Here is a 16,786-nt window from a genome sequence, read left to right on the forward strand (position 1 = left end):
AATGCAAAAGACCTCCTGCCATCATGACCAGGGCCATGCACATCACTCGCACGGCCATCCAGAGAGCCCACGCGATCCGGTGTGTGGCATGGAGGTCAAATCTGATAGTCCTTACCAGGAGAACTTTGAGGGAAGGGCCTATCGGTTCTGCAGTACAAAATGCCAGGAGAAGTTCCAGGCAGCCCCTCATCAGTACATGAGCCATCAATCGCATGCCGGGCACCACCAGCATGCCGCTCCGCCAGAGTACTCAACTCAGGCAGGACTGGGGGCTGAATACACCTGCCCGATGCATCCCGAGATTCGCCAACCGAGCCCTGGCAACTGCCCGATCTGTGGGATGACGCTCGAACCCGTCATTCCAGAGCTGGAGGACGAAGAAAATCCGGAGCTGAAAGACTTTTCGCGACGGTTCTGGTGGACCCTGCCATTGACCGTCATCGTGACCGTGCTGGCGATGGCTGGTCATTCCTTGCAGCTGTTCCATGGAACATCCCAGAACTGGGTTGAGCTGGTTCTGGCAACGCCCGTGACGCTTTGGGGTGGCTGGGTATTTTTCACTCGCGGAATAGACTCCATCCGGCAACGCAGCCCTAATATGTGGACCCTGATCGGATTAGGAACTGCAGCCGCCTACCTCTACAGCGTGGCAGCCACCCTGGTGCCGCAGTGGTTCCCGGCGGCCTTCGTTCAGGATGGACGCATCGGCGTCTACTTCGAGGCCGCCGCGGTGATCATCTCGCTCACGCTGTTGGGCCAGATGCTCGAACTCAAAGCCCGCTCGCAGACCTCTGCCGCCATTAAGTCACTGCTGGGATTGGCCCCCAAGACTGCCCGGCGCATCAGGCCTGACGGCCAGGAAGAAGATATTCCGCTGACCCACGTCCATCAGGGTGACCACTTGCGTGTCCGGCCGGGCGAAAAAGTCCCGGTGGATGGCACCGTGCTGGAGGGCGAGAGCGCTGTCGACGAGTCGATGCTCACCGGCGAGCCGGTGCCCGTCACCAAGCGGGCAGGGGATACCCTCATCGGTGCCACCCTGAACACCCACGGCAGCCTGGTGATGGAAGCGCAGAAGGTGGGCGCCGAAACCATGTTGTCGCAGATCGTCCAGATGGTGGCTAAGGCCCAGCGTTCCAAGGCGCCCATGCAGCGTATGGCCGATGCCGTGGCAGGGTATTTCGTGGTGGGGGTGATCCTGATCGCGATCCTGACATTTTTTGGCTGGGGGGTGTTCGGGCCGGAATCAGGTTGGGTATTTGGCCTGATCAACGCTGTGGCCGTACTGATCATTGCCTGCCCATGCGCCCTGGGCTTGGCAACGCCGATGTCGGTCATGGTCGCGACCGGCAAGGCCGCCAGCAGCGGTGTGTTGTTCCGCGATGCCAGCGCTATCGAGAACCTCTGCAAAATCGACACCTTGATCGTCGACAAGACCGGGACACTGACGCAGGGGCGGCCGGCCTTTCATAGTGCAGAGGGAACCGGGCCGTTCGACTCGGTCGAGGTTCTGCGCTTGGCCGCAAGCCTCGACCAGGGCAGCGAGCATCCGCTGGCGCATGCCATTGTCGATCATGCGCGTGAACAGGGTCTTGCCCTGGTGAAACCGGAGACCTTCGAATCTGGCTCAGGTATTGGTGTACGCGGACAGGTCGATGGCCATCAACTGCAGCTTGGGAACACAGCGTTGATGGAGGAGGCGGGCGTCGATATTACTCCGCTGCGTAACCGTGCAGAGCAACTGCGCCTGGAGGGCATCAGCATCATCTATCTGGCCGTCGATGGTCGCCTGGCGGGTCTCCTGGCCGTTTCCGATCCAATCAAACCGACCTCCCAACAGGCTGTTGCTCAACTCCAGAACGCTGACGTGAAGGTCATCATGGCCACTGGCGATGGCCTCACCACAGCAAGAGCCGTGGCGAAGCAGTTAGGCATCGAGGAGGTGCATGGCGAGGTGAAACCGCAGGACAAGGAGAAATTAGTCGCCGAACTGCAGAGCTATGGCCGGCGTGTTGCCATGGCGGGCGACGGCATCAACGATGCGCCGGCCTTGGCCAGGGCCGACGTAGGCATCGCTATGGGCACGGGCACCGACGTGGCGATGAACAGCGCCCAAGTGACCCTGGTCAAGGGAGACCTGATGGGCATCCTGCGGGCGCGCACCTTGTCGGTGGCCACGGTGAAGAACATGAGGCAGAACCTTGCCTTTGCATTCCTCTACAACGCGATGGGAATCCCGCTAGCGGCCGGGCTGCTGTATCCGCTGACAGGACATCTTCTGTCGCCCTTGATCGCTGCTCTGGCAATGAGCGTCAGTTCAGCCTCGGTGGTTTTCAATGCGCTTAGGTTGAAAGCAACGGACGTTGGCTAGTCTGCTAGACAAGACGATGTGCCTACCTGCAGGGCGATTTTTTAAATGCGCATCTGACCGGAAAATACCGTACGGTAGCTTGCAACTTGACCTATCAGTCGCATCACCTGATGACGAGGGGACGTTCTATGGATCGTTCCCGCTGCGAGTAGGAGACTGACAGTCGTTACCCCATGAGGATTCTCCGTGGCCCGCATTCGCCGACTGCAAATTAGCAACTTCCGGTCTATCCAGGCGCTCGACTGGGTGCCGGCCCCCGGAATTAACTGCCTCATTGGTCCGGGTGACAGTGGGAAGTCCAGCATCCTGGACGCGATTGACCTTTGCGTCGGCGCCCGCCGAGGCGGCACGTTCGGCGACATGGACTTCTTCGCATTAAACGTCGATGTACCCATCACCATCAGCGTGGCGCTTGGCGATCTGCCGTTATCGCTAATGGATATCGATGTCTACGGCGAGTTCTTGCGTGGATTCCATCCCGGTACGGGGGAAGTCGAAGACGAACCGCGAGCGGGGCTGGAGACCGTCATCACCTTGCGTCTGCAAGTTGGTGCCGATTTGGAGCCTGTTTGGACACTTTTCTCCGAGCGCGCGGAGCAGCAGCAACTTGAACGCACTCTTCCCTGGAAAGAACGAGCGGCACTAGCGCCCGCCCGTATCGGCAGCTTTGCGAGCTCGAACCTGTCGTGGAGTCGTGGCTCAGTGCTCAATCGACTTACCGATGAGCGCGCCGAGCTTGGTGCTGAACTGGCGCGCGCCGCTAGGCAAGCAAGAGCGAACTTTGGCAATCAAGCAGCCGAACATCTGACCCAGACGCTTGAGGTCGTGCAACGCACAGCACAGCATCTTGGCGTTTCGGTCGGGGCTATGCCTCAGGCGCTCCTTGACGCACATTCTGTGTCGATTGGCGAGGGGGCGATCGCGCTGCACAGTGAAACAGGTATTCCGCTGCGCTCCCTCGGCACGGGCTCGTCACGCTTGCTAGTGGCAGGGCTTCAAAGGGCTGCGGCCAGCGCCGCGCCAATTGCCCTGGTTGATGAGGTGGAATACGGGCTTGAACCTCATCGGCTCATGCGATTCCTGGACTCGCTGGGTGCAAAGGACGCTGCCGCTCCGTTGCAAGTGTTCATGACGACGCACTCGCCGGTCGCGCTGCGCGAGCTGTCCGGCAGCCAGTTATTCGTTGTTCGGTCAGCACCTCAGCGCCACAGTGTTATGCCAGCTGGGGAAGCCAACGAGGTACAAAGTACCCTTCGGAAGGACCCCGAAGCATTCCTCGCCAAATCCATCATCGTTTGCGAGGGGGCCAGCGAGGTTGGCTTCGCGCGTGGCCTTGACCAATGGTGGGTCAGTCTTGGCGCTACCTCATTCCTGGCCCATGGCGGCGCGTATGTGGACGCCGGCGGGGGAAGCCCCGATAACAGTCTTATCCGGGGAACAGCACTTCTGAACTTGGGTTACCGCGTGATGGTTTTTGTAGATGCCGACAAGCCTTCGACCGCGGGGCTCGCTGAAGCATTCTTGGCCGCCGGCGGGCAAATTCTTACATGGCGACCAGGCCTCACGTTGGAGGACGAGATCTTCCGCCATCTCAGTGAGCAAGCACTCGATGCACTTCTGGCGAAAGCCGAAACAATAGTGGGTGCAGAGCTGATGAACGCACACATTCAGACGAAGTCCCAAGGCCGCGTGACGCTGAACGATATCCTCGCCGAGCGACTCGTGGATGGGTACTCACCTGAGAGACGAGAGCTGCTGGGAACCGCATCCCGTATCCGCAACAGCGGCTGGTTCAAGTCGCTGACAACTTATCAGGAGGTTGCAAGGGACATCGTCGGTCCGTCTTTACAGAACGCCGAACCGGGCTTCATGGCAGTCACGAATCAGCTCTGGACGTTTACAAGTGCCCCCTGAGATTGATCTTTTCGCTATCGAGCGTGGCTCCATAACGGCCCCCGCAGGTTGTGGAAAAACGCAATTGATTGCCGAGACGCTCATCGCGCATACGCAGAGCAAACCCATCCTCGTCTTGACACATACGAACGCCGGCGTTGCGGCCTTACGGGCGCGCCTGAGACGAGCCGGTGTTCCTAACTCCGCATATCGAGTCTCCACCATTGACGGATTCTCGATGCGCCTGATCGCTAAGTTCCCAGCGCGAAGCGGCCATAACCCGCAGATCCTACAGCTGCATCAACCCAATACTGACTACCCGGCAATTCGGGAGGCCGCCATGCAGTTGTTGCAGGCCGGTCACCTCGCTCAGCCCCTTCGCGCCACCTATGCACGGTTGCTTGTCGACGAGTACCAAGACTGCAACGTCGTCCAGCACGCCATCGTGTCTGGTTTGGCCCAGGTGCTTCCGACCTGCGTGCTCGGTGACCCGATGCAAGCCATATTCAGCTTCCGTGGCAATCGACTGGTGCATTGGGCGAATGAGGTGCAACCCCTGTTTCCCGCAGCGGGAGAGTTGAGGATACCGTGGCGCTGGCGGCTGGCTGGAGCTGAGAACCTCGGGCAGTGGCTGCTCGCCATAAGGCAACAACTTCAAGCTGGTCAGCCGGTGGATCTGCGCACGGCTCCAGCAGAAGTGCGTTGGGTGCAGCTAAACGCCGGAACCGAAGTTCAGCAGCGACTGGTGGCCGCGAGAACCGAAGCTCCCAACGCTCAGGGTAGCGTCCTCATCATCGGGGACTCCATCAACGTGCAAGGTCGCCATCAGCTCACGAGCCAGACACCCGGTGCCATGGCCGTAGAAGCCGTCGACCTGAGAGATCTCGTCAACTTCGCCAGGAACTTTGACTTGCAGGGTGCCAATGCTCTGGCACAACTTGTGGAGTTTGCTTCCAGCGTAATGACGGGGGTAGGTGCAGCAAACCTGCGAACGCGCGTGGAGTCGCTGCGTGCAGGAAGGGCCCGAACGCCTCCGACCGCGGCCGAGGCTGCGGCGATCGATTTCATAGCAGCGCCAACATTGGGGCAAGCGCTCCGTGTGATCGATACGCTCGCTGAGCAGCACGGGGCACGTGTATACCGACCGGAGGTTCTGTACTGCTGCCGGTCTGCAATGCAAGCGGTGGTGGGAGGTGCTGCCGACTTTCTGAGTGCAGCCATTCAAGCGCGAGAGCGCAATAGACACCTTGCCCGACCGATCGCAAGACGCTCTGTAGGCAGCACATTACTTCTCAAGGGGCTGGAGGCGGATGTCTCGGTTGTCCTGCATCCTGAGCTTATGACCCCCCAGAATCTATACGTCGCACTGACGAGGGGCGCAAGGCATGTCGTGGTGTGTTCACCAACCCCCATCCTTACGCCCGTGGTAAACGGCTGATCCTTTTGTAGCGCTTACGGGCTTGACCTTGCCATCGTGTCAAGGTCGATGCTGTCCGTGCGGTAACTTGAGCCGCGGACGAAATTAGGTGAAAGACATGTTTAGTCTGAGTGTTGCGGGGATGGGCTGTGGCAGTTGCGTGAGCAAAATCACGAAGGCCATTCAAGCTCTGGATCAGGATGCACGAGTAGAAGTGGATCGAGCGGCCGGCAAGGTCACCGTTGAGAGCACAGAAAGTGCCGAATCGATCCGCGAACTCATCCAGGAGCTTGGCTATTCGGCCCAGGTCAGCGCTTGAGCGCTGACCTGCTATCCCACTAAATCTCCAGTTCTGAGAGCTCTTTTAGCCCTGGAATACTGGTGACCTCGTTGGTCATACCTTCTGAACCATCTCGGCCGCGAAGCCAGTTTGAGTGATCGCCTGGCTCGCGCATTTCCAGCGTGTCATAGGAGTACCGCTTGCGCTTGAACAGGCTTTTCAATGCAGCGAACTCGTGGCTTTTTTCGTCTTCTATGCCGACGACTTCTCCTGCAAGCCGCTCCCAGTGACCAACGCCGTCGGCCAGCATTGCCTGATAGGTCTCCGGGTCAAGCAAGGCTTGCTGTTTGAAATGAATGATGCGGTGAGTCATAGAAGCGCTCGGAGTGGCCAAAGAGAGAGCGCTAGCCTAAAGGTTCCGGGTCATTCGTGTAATATGAGTATTCGCATGAAAACCGTCAGGCGTTCGCATCGGCCGCCGCCATTCAGCCGCACGCAAAACCGACAGGCTTTCGCATAGTCCGCCACTAGGGTCTTGGGTCCTTTGGCCTCTTCCGTGCTCTACCCAATGAGCGGACAGCGCCAATTAGGCGCTCAGAGCGGATTCTATAATCGCTCTATAATCGACTATAAAGACCTATAAAGCCCTTCTAGAGCGGCTCAAGCCACCTCTACCACTGGCAGAGTGAAGAGCAACCGGGCTCGTTGCTGGCGTTTACCATCCAATACCTGCAGTGCATAGAAGGTCGGCAATCGACGAGCTGTTTGTGGTTCGGACTGAGCGCGTACTTCATCAGCCAGCAGACTCAGTAGGCGAAACCTTGTCAGGTAGTCGTAGTTTTCCAGTGCAATACGCTTCCCTGGAAGCACTACCAGGCTGAACACCCTAGAGACGTAAATTTTAAAGATCTGCTCTGCGATAGCACGGTCTTCGAACATCGGGCCCAACATAAGCACTGGGCCCCAGCCAGAGCTACATCAGTGCGATTGAGCGCGGCAAGTGGAAGCCTTCGCTGGAGAAGATCGAGCAAGTCGCAGCAGTTCTTTCGGTTCACCCAGCCTCCTTACTCATCCTGGCCTATCTAAAACAGGCGCCGGAGGGAGAGGCAGATCAGATTCTCAGCGGTATCCACGCTGAGATTGCGGATCTACGCTCTACCTGAAGGAGGCTCGGCGTGGCGGCATTGTCTTCGCAGTGACGCTTTGACCGGTGCTATTCTTGGTCCGTGCCCAAGAGCTTCCTCTCCCGGGTGTGAATACCGGTGATGAAACTTGGTTTGAGGCGGTCTCGTTGAGGCCGCCTTTGTCATTTCAGGGGAAGCATTCAGCGCTGAGCCGTCGACCAGCCCCTCAGGTCGTTGCTGTGTTGTGAAGGGGCTGATGCGGAAATGATGCTTCGACTCCGCTGTCCGCAGGGGCTCTGACTCAAGCCTTTGGGCAAGTTTTCTGTCCTCAAGACGGTTACGAATCGCGAGATTATCTGCAATTATCTCGACATAGATAATTGATCGCTTTCTAGCCAGCCGCACTCCGTCCAGTAGCCGAGGGTGCAGAGCGCCGTGTATTCTCAGCCTGCTCGCTCCGAGAAGTTGTTGGCGTTTAGCCTCCCCTTGGAGACATCCGAAAGCCCGCCTTGCTATGGCGGGCTTTTTATTTGTCGAGCATTCGCTCCGGGCACTTACCTCAGAGATCTAGTCCATCACCTGCAGCGGCCAACTGATGGCGCGGTGATAGTTCCTGTGCTAATCCCCTTTGGGGACACGGAGCATGGATATGGCCATTTACGAGGAAGTATTGGCGTGGGCGGATAGGCTGCCGCCGTGGCGCCACGATGCCCTGCGTCGCTTATGCGTTCAGGGCGGTTGGAGCGAAGAGGATCTAGGAGAAATTCTTGACCTCGCCAAGCAGCATCATGGAATTGCCAGTGCATTCGCACCTGCTCCACAGCCAATCAGATTCGCGGCAGAACACTTTCCCGCAGAAGCTAACCAAGACCAGGCCGTTATTCTCAGGTCTCTGCACACACTGACCAATGTGGGGAAAATCCCGAGCGACCAAGCTCTGGAGTTTCAGGCCCGGGGTCTCACCATCGTGTACGGGGGCAATGGCACCGGAAAGTCCGGCTATGCGCGAGTGTTGAAGCAGGCATGCAGAGCCAGGAGCCCGGGAACCGTCTATGCCAATGCCTATGCCGAGGACTATAAGCAGCTCACACCTAGCGCCACTATCGACTTCGAGCTGAACGGTGCCCCAGAGCAGACAATCTGGAGTGGTCAACGCGGCCATGTTTCGCGGTCCGAACTCAGAGGCATCTCCGTCTTCGATGGCGACTGCGCACGCCACTACCTCCAGTCGAGAGAGACCGCAACCTTTCAGCCGTCCGCTCTGACCTATCTCCAGCAACTGGCCAATGGGCTCAATCAGGCCCTGCGTCCACGGCTTCAGGCAGAGATCGCAGGTCTCGCTACAGACGTTACGCCGTTCAATGTCATCCCCGCCGATACCGAGGCCGGCCGGGCAGTGCACCCGATTGGTCCAACTACCGATCTCACGCGAGCCCGTGCGTTAGCCATGCTCTCCCAGGATGAGCAAGCAGAGCTCGCGCGACTACCGCAGGAGATTAGCGAGGCAGACCCCACTGCCAAGGCAGCAAACCTCGACAACGCTGCAACGAGGGTTGATGAGCTAGCCAACAACATCACCGCGGCAGCCGACATCGTGTCTGATGAAGCGCTGGATGCTCGGCAGTCGGCGTATCGAAATCTGGTAGAAGCAGAAGCTGCGGAGCGCGCAGCCTCTGAATTGCTGCAGGCAGAAGATGCCACGCAGTTGCTCGCCGGAACTGGGCAAGGCCCTTGGGCGTCACTGTTCAACGCCGCTCGCGAGTATTCGACCAGCACGGCATATCCTGGGCAGACCTTTCCGGTTACCGGTGAAGGATCTGTCTGCGTGCTTTGCCAGCAGGATCTGACGCCGGAAGCGAAGGATCGCCTGGAGCGGTTTGATCGCTATATTCGGGACAAGGCGGCAGAAGCCGCCCAGGTTGCGCGTAATGCTTGGCAGCAGATCGTACGCAGTGTCGGCCAGGCGAGCGTTGCCTTTGCTGCTCCTCCGAACATGTTGGAGAGCTTAGGCGCGCGTGTAGCAACGCTGCCGGACGAGATCCGATTCTTCCAGGAAGACCTAACCACTCGACTTCAGTGGCTCAGAGCTGCCGCTCTCAGCGGTGAATGGCAGGATCGCCCAGCGTATCGTGGTGCAAACCCAACGGCTTCACTCCACCAAATCGCCGATGCCCTCCGTGCCGAAGCAGCTCGATTGCGCGCCAACCTTGATGCTGCGGCCTTAGCGGCTAAGAGGCTGCGTCTGAAGGAGCTGGAGGCACGACGGATACTTTCCGAGCATATCGAAGCCATCGCGAGAGTGGCTGAAAACCTCGCTCAGAAGGCAAAGCTTCAACGCTGCCAGGAGGATATCGGTAACACTCGGGCTATCAGCACGCTCGCGGGACAACTGGCCAGGACATATGTCAGCGAGACGTTGGCCGGTACGATGAACGATGAACTCAACAGGCTGGATCTGTACCACATTCGTGCCGGTGTCAGCTCAAGCGGCGATGCGGGAGCGGTACGGCTCGGTATCCAACTCCAGGAGTGCCAGCTTGATCCCCATTTGGTCCTAAGCGAGGCGGAGCAGCGCATGTGTGCGCTCGCATACTTCTTCGCAGAACTCCAACAGTCTGGCTCTTCGTCTGGGATCGTGTTCGACGATCCGGTTTCTAGCCTTGATCACAACCACCGAACCGCCGTCGCGCGGCGGATTGTTCAGGAGTCCACCCTACGGCAGGTCATTGTGTTTACTCACGATGCAGTGTTCTTCGGAGAGCTGGTCACTTTTTGCCAAGATGCCCAGATGGTTCCCGAGGTGAGGTCGATCACCTACCGGGCTGAAGGGCCTGGGTACATCGATGCCGGTTTGCCTTATGACATGCGCAGACACCGTGAGCGCATTACACACCACCGTGCTGACCAGCAGCGCATTGCAGCGAACTTTAATAACCCGCCTGGAGATAACGAGCGGCTTGCGATGCGCAATGCTTACGACGATCTTCGCGTCACGATCGAAGTAGGCATAGAGGACACGATCCTCAATGAAACCGTGGTGCGGTTCCGCGACAGCATCTCGGTCGGGCGGTTAGATGGCGTGATGATTGTGCAGCAGGCTGATTACCGCGAAGTGCAGCGGTTACATGACAAGTGCTGCCGCAACGTGCGCGCGCATTCACATGCAGCCGGCCAGCAGCGACCTGTAACGCAACCAGCCGAACTCCTGCAAGATATCGAGGACGTCAACACCTTATTCCAGGATATCCGCCGACGAAGGGGTTAGGCTTCAAGCTATCCAGCAAATTAGTGCAGGGCAATGTCTGTTCTGGTCGGTAGAAGCCTCATACATAAGACCGCTTCCGGCCGATTCTGTTGAAAAAGTCCCGTCGCGTTATTTGCCGGTGAAAGAACGTGATCGACGTTGAAGTCTGGCTCGGTCAGAAGACGGAGCTGTCCTGGCTTTTACGTAGCAACGCCGAAATCGAGTGATTTTTAAGTGGCCGTGAAGAGGCGCTCTCAGAAACCGACTTTTCAACAGAATCGGCCAGAAGCGGACGCTGGTAACAAGCATCTATCGCCTAGGTATTGGCTGATGCATTCGAATTACCGATACTGCCAAACGGCCAGTATGGCTTTAGAGGGAGTCGAGGCGATGGCAAGGAAGCGTAGGCGCAGCAGCAAGTCCGGCGTATCTGGAGTGATGGTTCTGGGCGCCATAGTGATCGGGCTGCTTGCTTCCATTCCCAAGGGTGTGTGGGTTGTCCTGGGGGGAGTAGCCATTATTGGTTTGGGTGGGTGGCTGATCATCAAGGCTTTCAACAAATCACCAACCGTATCTTCGCCACCGACTAAGCAGCCGCTCCGTCGAGAGGTCGCTCGATCAAGCTCCTCTGATGCCCCCACGAGCACGGGGCTGACGTTCTCTTTGGACGAGGTTTTTCCCCTAGGTGAGCCGTCTGCATCGGCTCAAGTCCCGGCCTCGTCCCAGCAGGTTTCGGCAAAGCGGGACAGCTCTGGTTTCTTTACCGTAACACTGGAGGCCGCTGAGCGGCCTTCCCACCGAATTCCGAGTGCGCCTGCCGACCTGGCTAGTGCCAAGGTGCGCTGGCTTTCCGCTGGCGAAGCCATTGAGGTTGCTGGCGAGAAGATCTCTGGCGGCCTGATCTATGTCGGTGAAGATCGAAACAGCCGCTATGGATCTTCGGAACCCTCACTGATCAACCCGAAGCTGAAGGTCGCACGGGGCATCGTCGATATTGCTGAGCGTCTCACTTCCTACTGGCCCAGTTACGACAACATCACCCCTGAGGCTCGGCGCGCATACCTGCAATGGCTATCCAGTGGTCGGAAGGCTCCGCATGCCAACATTGGCTACGTGTTCCTGTTCTTCTATGGACTGGAGCGCAGGGCATTCGTCGATGCGAAGACGAATCAGGCTGCCGCCGCAGAGATACCTAGCATCATTGCCGAGGTCGAAAGACTGCTCTCGATCTACGACGAGAATCATTCGTTTAATACCTACGCCAGTCGCTTCGTAGACTTCCTCCGTCAAGGCCAAGTGCTTGATCGACGCTATCAAAAGGCGCCGCCGGCACCGTTGTCTTACGGCTATGAAATGCCCATAGAGCTACGTATTGGCCTGGGCCAGTCGGCTGCTGACAAGCAACCAATGCCGGCTGACTGGGCGTTGGCCTGGGTGCTGTCTGATCACAACATCGTGAAGCGAACACCTGTAACCCGCTGTAAAGAAGCGTTCGCCCAGTTGTTCTGCATGCGATACGAGGAACGTTATGGCGTCGGTATGGTGCTCCCCCAGAACAAGACCCGCTTGAGACTCCAATACAACACCGCTTCTGCGGGACTACCACCCCAAGAGCTGGATGGCCTATCCGGTATTCCTGATGTCACTGCGACCAGCGCAGCTCGGAAGAAGCTGCAGCAGTTGGTTGACGAATGCACGGTGCAGTTGGAGCCCTACAGTCGTTATCTCGGCCGCAACCCCGGCACTCCTGATGCACTAGAAGGGCTGCTACAGCTGCCCGTGAACCTGTGGCCGCCAACTGCTCGAACAGCGCTCGACGAGCTCAAGCAACGCATCGGCGACGGCATGGTGGTCATGAGCTTCGGTGAGCTGGCAGGGCGACTGCAGAGTGCAGGTAGTCTGTCGCGAGACAAGGTCCTGACGCTCGCGCGGGCGCTGGAGTCATTGCACATCGGTATCGAGCCAGATGTGCTGGCAGGCAGCCGAACCCCCAAGGCAGAGGACAATGTGGCGCTCTTTGCGACCCAGGCTGAAGATGGTGATCTGCGATCTTCGCCGGCGTATAACGCCGCCTCTGTGACGTTGGATCTCGCCTGTGCTGTGGCGGCTGCCGATGGTGACACGTCGCCGCAGGAAATTATGCTGCTATCCCAGCATATCGACTCTTGGAGTCACTTGAGCGGTGCTCATCGGAAGCGCCTGAAGGCCCACCTGCGTCTGCAACTTAACCAGCCACCAACCCTGCAAAGCCTGAAGAAGAAACTGGAGCCCCTGGCCGAGCCGGCGAAGAGGGTTGTGGCGGCTTTTCTCGCTCACTTGGCGCAGGTCGACGGCGAGGTTAGCCCCGCAGAGGTGAAGTTACTGGAGCGCGTCTACAAGACCCTGCAGCTGGATCCGCAATCGCTATACAGCGACCTTCATGCGGCCGCCAGTGGCAGCCCCGTTGGCTCATCGCAGAGAGCGCCTTCCATACCCGGATCAACTCCGTCCAAGCCCATTGGCGGATTTGCTCTGGACCAAGAGCGCATCGCTCAGTTGCAGCGTGAAACGGAGCAGGTATCTGCGCTGCTGGCTCAGGTTTTCGTTGAGGACAAGTCTGCCGAGCCGGATGAGGACGCTGTCGAAGAGACCGTCGAGAATACTTCCTCCATCTGTGGGTTGGACGCCGATCACTCAGCCTTCCTGCGTGTACTCGTATCCCGTACCGAGTGGGCTCGCGACGAGTTGGAGGCGGTTGCAAGCGATATGGAGCTCATGCTCGACGGAGCATTGGAGCAGATCAATGACATGGCCTTCGAGCATTTCGATATTCCAGTCACCGAGGGGGAAGACCCCTTCGAAATCAACCCTGAAGTCATGGACAAACTACCGCTATGAGCAGCATCAGAGCCAAGGACCGCGATGCGGTCATCCAGTCCCTGCGCGCCGGCGTCGTTCCCCGTGCAGGCCAGCACTTGATTCAGGTGGGGCGTGTCGGTGAGCTGGAGGCGCTCATTCGTGATGTGGAGCGCCTCGCGGAAAGTGGTTCCGCGTTCCGCGTAGTGATCGGTGAATATGGTGCAGGCAAGACGTTTTTCCTCAACCTGGTTCGCTCTATTGCGATGGAGCGCAAGCTCGTTACCATGCATGCTGATCTGAACCCTGATCGTCGGCTACATGCTACTGGCGGCCAGGCTCGCTCGCTTTATGCTGAATTGGCCAAGAATATGTCCACCCGGACTAAGCCTGATGGCGGCGCTCTACAAGGAATCGTCGAGAAGTTCATTGCACAGGCCAAAACGGAAGCTAAAGCGTCCGGCAAAGACAGTGAGGCTGTGATTCGTGAGCATCTCGACCAACTGACAGAGATGGTCAACGGCTATGACTTTGCTGATGTAATCGCGGCCTATTGCAAAGGCTTCGAAGAGGGCAACGAGCAGCTCAAGGCTGATGCTATCCGCTGGTTGCGTGGCGAGTTCACTACTAAGACGGACGCCCGCACTGCACTGGGTGTTCGAACCATCGTCGACGATGCGTCGGTCTACGATCAGCTCAAGCTGCTTGCGCGATTTGTTCGGTTGGCCGGCTTTAGCGGGTTGATGGTATGTCTCGATGAGCTGGTGAACCTGTACAAGCTATCCAATACCCAAGCTCGCAACGCTAACTACGAGCAGATTCTGCGTATCCTCAATGACTCCCTGCAGGGCTCCGCTGAGGGGCTTGGTTTTGTGTTGGGTGGTACCCCCGAGTTTCTCATGGATACTCGCCGCGGCCTCTATAGCTATCCGGCTCTGCAGTCGCGTTTGGCGGAAAACAACTTCGCAAAGTCCGGGCTGGTAGATCTGTCCGGTCCTGTCATACGCCTCACCAGTCTGACGCCTGAGGATTTCTACGTGCTGCTGCAGAAACTGCGTCATGTATACGCGGCAGGAATGAGCGAGCGATATTTGCTGCCCGACGAAGCATTGCCGCTGTTTATGGCCCACTGTAACCAGCGGATGGGCGAGGCCTACTTCCGGACCCCGCGGACGACCATCACCGCATTCATCAACCTGCTAGCGGTGCTGGAGCAGAATCCGGACGCTGATTGGCGCACCCTACTGGGGGCCGTAGAGATTGCACCGGATCGAGGTGGTGAGGCCGATACCCAGGTAGATACGGACGATGAGCTTGCCACCTTCCAGCTCTGAATCGGCTGGGTTCGAACTCCTTGAGCCACGAATCCAGCGCTGGATATGGTCCGAAGGCTGGACCTCCCTACGCGATGCCCAGGAGCGCGCTATCCCTGCGCTTTTGGGCGCGGATCAGGATGTCATCATCGCGGCGGCTACAGCTGCAGGGAAAACCGAAGCCGCGTTCCTGCCCATCCTTACCAACCTTCTGCAGGACACAGAAACGCCAGGGGCGGTGCTATACATCAGCCCGTTGAAGGCTCTTATCAATGATCAGTGGGATCGTTTGGCGAGACTTTGCGATGAGCTTGAACTTCCAGTCATTGCTTGGCATGGGGATATCTCAGCGAGCCGCAAACATCGCTTCCTCAAGTCCCCGGAAGGCATTCTGCTGATCACGCCGGAGTCGCTCGAGGCTCTTTTCGTCAACAGGGGGACCAGTCTAGCGGGATTGTTTGCCAACCTACGGTACCTGGTGGTGGACGAGCTCCACGCCTTTATCGGTAGTGAGCGAGGCAAGCAGCTGCAGTCACTCATGCATCGAGTGGAAACAATCCTTGATCGCCCCCTGCCCAGGGTCGGTCTCTCTGCCACGCTGGGCGACATGATGCTGGCCGCTGCCTTTTTGCGTCCCAATGCCCCTCATCATGTGTCGGTGATTGAGTCCAAGGGGAGTGGCCAGATACTTAAGGTTCAGATCAGAGGGTACGTGGAGTCCAAGCAGGCGCTCCCGATACAGCCTGAAGATGATGAGGTTTTTTCGCCGGACCATGCCATCGCAGAGCACCTCTTTCAGGTATTACGGGGCAGCAACAACCTGATCTTCCCCAACAGTCGAACTCAGGTGGAGTGGTTCGCTGACAATCTGCGGCGCCGTTGCGAGCAGGATGGTGTACCGAACGAGTTCTGGCCGCATCACGGCAGCTTGGCGAAGGACATTCGAGAGGAAACCGAGAAAGCGCTGAAAGCCGGTGACCGGTCTGCCACCGCAGTTTGTACTACCACGTTGGAGCTTGGGGTCGATATCGGCAGCATCAAGACGGTGGTGCAGATCGGGGCGCCGCCATCGGTAGCAAGCTTGCGTCAGCGCTTGGGTCGATCCGGGCGCCGTCCGGGAGAAGCAGCCATTCTCCGAAGTTACTGCAAGGAGCGTCAGCTGGACGATGGCTCGCCACTGTCGGATCGACTTCGCCAGGGTTTACTGCAAAGCATCGCAATGATTCGGTTGTTGATGCAGGGCTGGTTCGAGCCACCTCGTGTTCATGGCCTTCATTTATCGACACTGGTACAGCAGTGCCTCTCGGTGATAGCCCAGCGGGGTGGAGCTACAGCTGCAGAACTGTGGAGCACCTTGATACGCAGTGGCCCGTTCACTGGAGTGGAGCAGGGCAGCTTCCTCAGTTTGCTTCGTGCCCTCGGTGAGCGCGATTTGATAACCCAGGAAACATCGGGGCTCCTGCTGCCCGGCGTGGTGGGGGAACGCATGATCAACCACTACGACTTCTACAGTGCATTTGTCAGCAATGAAGAGTTCCGCCTGGTATGCGATGGCAAACCACTTGGCGCATTGCCCGTCTCCAGGCCACTGACCGTCGATCAGCGAATCATCTTTGCTGGGCGCCGCTGGCGGGTCACGAGCCTGGACACTGAAGCCAAGGTCATCGTCGTGAGATCCGATCCTGGTGGTGCTCCCCCATCCTTCGACGGACTTGGAGCCCGTGTACATGATCGGGTTCGGCAAGAGATGAAGACCGTCTTGTTGGAGACGGACGTCTACCCCTATCTCGATACTACGGCACAGGAGCTACTGGCTCAGGCACGTATCGCTTTTTCGGACCTTGGACTGGCACATTCGAGCATGACCGAAAGCGGAGGTAAGACTTACCTTTTCACCTGGCAAGGCGATTGGACGAACGATGCCCTAGCCATCTTGTTAACGCACACCGGACTAGCCAGTGAGAACAGCGGGTTGGTCATCGAGGTTGAGGGAGATCGGACGTCGCTTGAAAGCAAGCTGCGCGAGATCGCCGAGTGGGACGGTATTGATGAGTCCGCTGTTCTGGCGGATGTACAGAACATGGCACAAGAGAAATGGGATTGGGTGCTTCCGTCAGCGTTACTCATGCAGTCATACGCCACGATGCAGTTGGACTTGGATGGAGCAAAGGCATTGGCGTTGGGGCTGGTGAGCCAGCCCAAGGTGACGGCTTGACGTTTAACTTATTCACGTGATGTCTGCTTCGGCCGATTCTGTTGAAAAACTCGGTGTGCGACAGAGCTGCTTGCTCGTGGCCTGAAAAACGTAC

11 protein-coding genes are annotated in these 16,786 nt (G+C 58.1%); 9 read left to right on the forward strand and 2 right to left on the reverse strand.

The window, feature by feature from the left end:
• The first annotated feature begins 1 nt into the window (after position 1).
• The 4 genes from ACX1DW_RS07230 (at position 2) to ACX1DW_RS07245 (ending at position 6,000) form a co-directional block, all read left to right on the forward strand.
• Positions 2–2,371, forward strand: a complete 2,370-nt coding sequence (locus ACX1DW_RS07230) for a heavy metal translocating P-type ATPase (RefSeq protein WP_081711492.1) — start codon at positions 2–4, stop codon at positions 2,369–2,371.
• Positions 2,372–2,557: 186 nt separating this feature from the next.
• Complete coding sequence (locus ACX1DW_RS07235) at positions 2,558–4,285, forward strand: ATP-dependent nuclease (protein ID WP_230485000.1); 1,728 nt, start codon at positions 2,558–2,560, stop codon at positions 4,283–4,285.
• Positions 4,275–5,702 (forward strand): UvrD-helicase domain-containing protein, encoded by a 1,428-nt coding sequence (locus ACX1DW_RS07240; RefSeq protein WP_336315966.1) that lies wholly within the window; start codon positions 4,275–4,277, stop codon positions 5,700–5,702. The genes ACX1DW_RS07235 and ACX1DW_RS07240 overlap by 11 nt, the downstream gene beginning before the upstream one ends.
• Positions 5,703–5,799: 97 nt before the next feature.
• On the forward strand, positions 5,800–6,000 hold the full coding sequence (locus ACX1DW_RS07245; protein ID WP_003246756.1) for a heavy-metal-associated domain-containing protein: 201 nt from the start codon (positions 5,800–5,802) through the stop codon (positions 5,998–6,000).
• Positions 6,001–6,019: 19 nt separating this feature from the next.
• Here the strand turns inward: ACX1DW_RS07245 and ACX1DW_RS07250 are convergent, their stop codons facing one another.
• Together ACX1DW_RS07250 and ACX1DW_RS07255 are read right to left on the reverse strand one after the other, a co-directional pair.
• Positions 6,020–6,334 carry a hypothetical protein gene (locus tag ACX1DW_RS07250; RefSeq protein WP_004374672.1) on the reverse strand — a complete coding sequence of 105 codons (315 nt, stop codon included), beginning with the start codon at positions 6,332–6,334 and terminating at the stop codon, positions 6,020–6,022.
• Positions 6,335–6,621: 287 nt separating this feature from the next.
• Entirely contained in the window at positions 6,622–6,900 is a 279-nt protein-coding gene (locus ACX1DW_RS07255; protein ID WP_230484998.1) for a hypothetical protein, read from the reverse strand.
• 47 nt (positions 6,901–6,947) lie between these two features.
• Between ACX1DW_RS07255 and ACX1DW_RS07260 the strand changes: the two genes are divergently transcribed.
• The 5 genes from ACX1DW_RS07260 (at position 6,948) to ACX1DW_RS07280 (ending at position 16,692) form a co-directional block, all read left to right on the forward strand.
• Positions 6,948–7,124, forward strand: a complete 177-nt coding sequence (locus ACX1DW_RS07260) for a hypothetical protein (RefSeq protein WP_458993393.1) — start codon at positions 6,948–6,950, stop codon at positions 7,122–7,124.
• Positions 7,125–7,734: 610 nt separating this feature from the next.
• Complete coding sequence (locus ACX1DW_RS07265; protein ID WP_230484997.1) at positions 7,735–10,350, forward strand: AAA family ATPase; 2,616 nt, start codon at positions 7,735–7,737, stop codon at positions 10,348–10,350.
• A gap of 369 nt (positions 10,351–10,719) precedes the next feature.
• The gene (locus ACX1DW_RS07270) at positions 10,720–13,206 is read left to right on the forward strand and encodes a tellurite resistance TerB family protein (protein WP_230485242.1); all 2,487 of its coding nucleotides are present in this window, start codon (positions 10,720–10,722) and stop codon (positions 13,204–13,206) included.
• Complete coding sequence (locus tag ACX1DW_RS07275) at positions 13,203–14,498, forward strand: ATP-binding protein (protein WP_230484996.1); 1,296 nt, start codon at positions 13,203–13,205, stop codon at positions 14,496–14,498. Before ACX1DW_RS07270 ends, ACX1DW_RS07275 begins: the two co-directional genes overlap by 4 nt.
• Positions 14,473–16,692 (forward strand): DEAD/DEAH box helicase, encoded by a 2,220-nt coding sequence (locus ACX1DW_RS07280; protein ID WP_230484995.1) that lies wholly within the window; start codon positions 14,473–14,475, stop codon positions 16,690–16,692. The genes ACX1DW_RS07275 and ACX1DW_RS07280 overlap by 26 nt, the downstream gene beginning before the upstream one ends.
• Positions 16,693–16,786: the final 94 nt, after the last annotated feature.

The sequence above is a fragment of the Stutzerimonas sp. KH-1 genome (assembly GCF_054483855.1).

What these genes read in the sequence shown, in the direction of transcription:
- ACX1DW_RS07230 (WP_081711492.1), top strand. Translation starts at nt 2, where the DNA reads ATGCAAAAGACCTCCTGCCATCATGACCAGGGCCATGCACATCACTCG.
- ACX1DW_RS07245 (WP_003246756.1), top strand. Translation starts at nt 5,800, where the DNA reads ATGTTTAGTCTGAGTGTTGCGGGGATGGGCTGTGGCAGTTGCGTGAGC.
- ACX1DW_RS07250 (WP_004374672.1), bottom strand. Translation starts at nt 6,334, where the DNA reads ATGACTCACCGCATCATTCATTTCAAACAGCAAGCCTTGCTTGACCCG.
- ACX1DW_RS07255 (WP_230484998.1), bottom strand. Translation starts at nt 6,900, where the DNA reads ATGTTCGAAGACCGTGCTATCGCAGAGCAGATCTTTAAAATTTACGTC.
- ACX1DW_RS07265 (WP_230484997.1), top strand. Translation starts at nt 7,735, where the DNA reads ATGGCCATTTACGAGGAAGTATTGGCGTGGGCGGATAGGCTGCCGCCG.
- ACX1DW_RS07270 (WP_230485242.1), top strand. Translation starts at nt 10,720, where the DNA reads ATGGCAAGGAAGCGTAGGCGCAGCAGCAAGTCCGGCGTATCTGGAGTG.
- ACX1DW_RS07275 (WP_230484996.1), top strand. Translation starts at nt 13,203, where the DNA reads ATGAGCAGCATCAGAGCCAAGGACCGCGATGCGGTCATCCAGTCCCTG.
- ACX1DW_RS07280 (WP_230484995.1), top strand. Translation starts at nt 14,473, where the DNA reads ATGAGCTTGCCACCTTCCAGCTCTGAATCGGCTGGGTTCGAACTCCTT.